Here is a 591-nt window from a genome sequence, read left to right as displayed (position 1 = left end):
CTCTGGCTCAGCATGACACACTTGCAGATTTTCCAGACTGTCGTGAGCGGAATCCATCCGCACGAGAAGGCGCTCTTTCGTGATGCGCCGGGCATACTGGATGCTTTCGCGCAGAAAATCAGCGCCATCCTTCTGACTGTGTGTGCTGCCTTCCCGAAGCTGCACATTCACGCTATACCCCTCCTGTCCGAGGTAGGCGAAAATGGGGGCGTAGCCGAACGTGCCTTTGTAGGTCAACGAAACACCCTCTTTTTTCGTACCGGAGTTATCGAACGGAGAAACATCGATATCCAGCGGAATCACCCTATGTTCGCCTGCTGTCAGTCCGGTTACAGGTGCTTTTACGTTTCGAATCAGATCGGCGGATTCTTGAAGCAGGATCTCGTTCCAGTTGGCATTCATCGTTTGAGCTGCGGCATCCAGACGCTGACGGAGCGTCGGGCTTGACGGCACCTTGCGGACACCGAGGCAGGTTTGGAATACGGGATCTTTTCGGAAAGGCTCGATGTGGTCGAAGTCGCTTTTGCCTTGGCAAAGCAAGCCAAGATAGCTGGTCATGACATCGCCATTACTGTGAATCGGGTTCTCCAT

General features: G+C 53.8%; 1 protein-coding gene. It reads right to left on the bottom strand.

Annotated features, from left to right (window positions below; genetic code table 11):
- On the bottom strand, positions 1 to 591 hold a 591-nt coding region (locus ABEV74_RS22980), incomplete at both ends, for a transposase (protein ID WP_430150022.1).

The sequence above is a fragment of the Paenibacillus cisolokensis genome (assembly GCF_050481165.1).
Taxonomy (GTDB): domain Bacteria; phylum Bacillota; class Bacilli; order Paenibacillales; family Paenibacillaceae; genus Paenibacillus_AH; species Paenibacillus_AH cisolokensis.
Note: the sequence above shows the minus strand (reverse complement) of the source record. Positions and strands in the feature narration are given on the sequence as shown.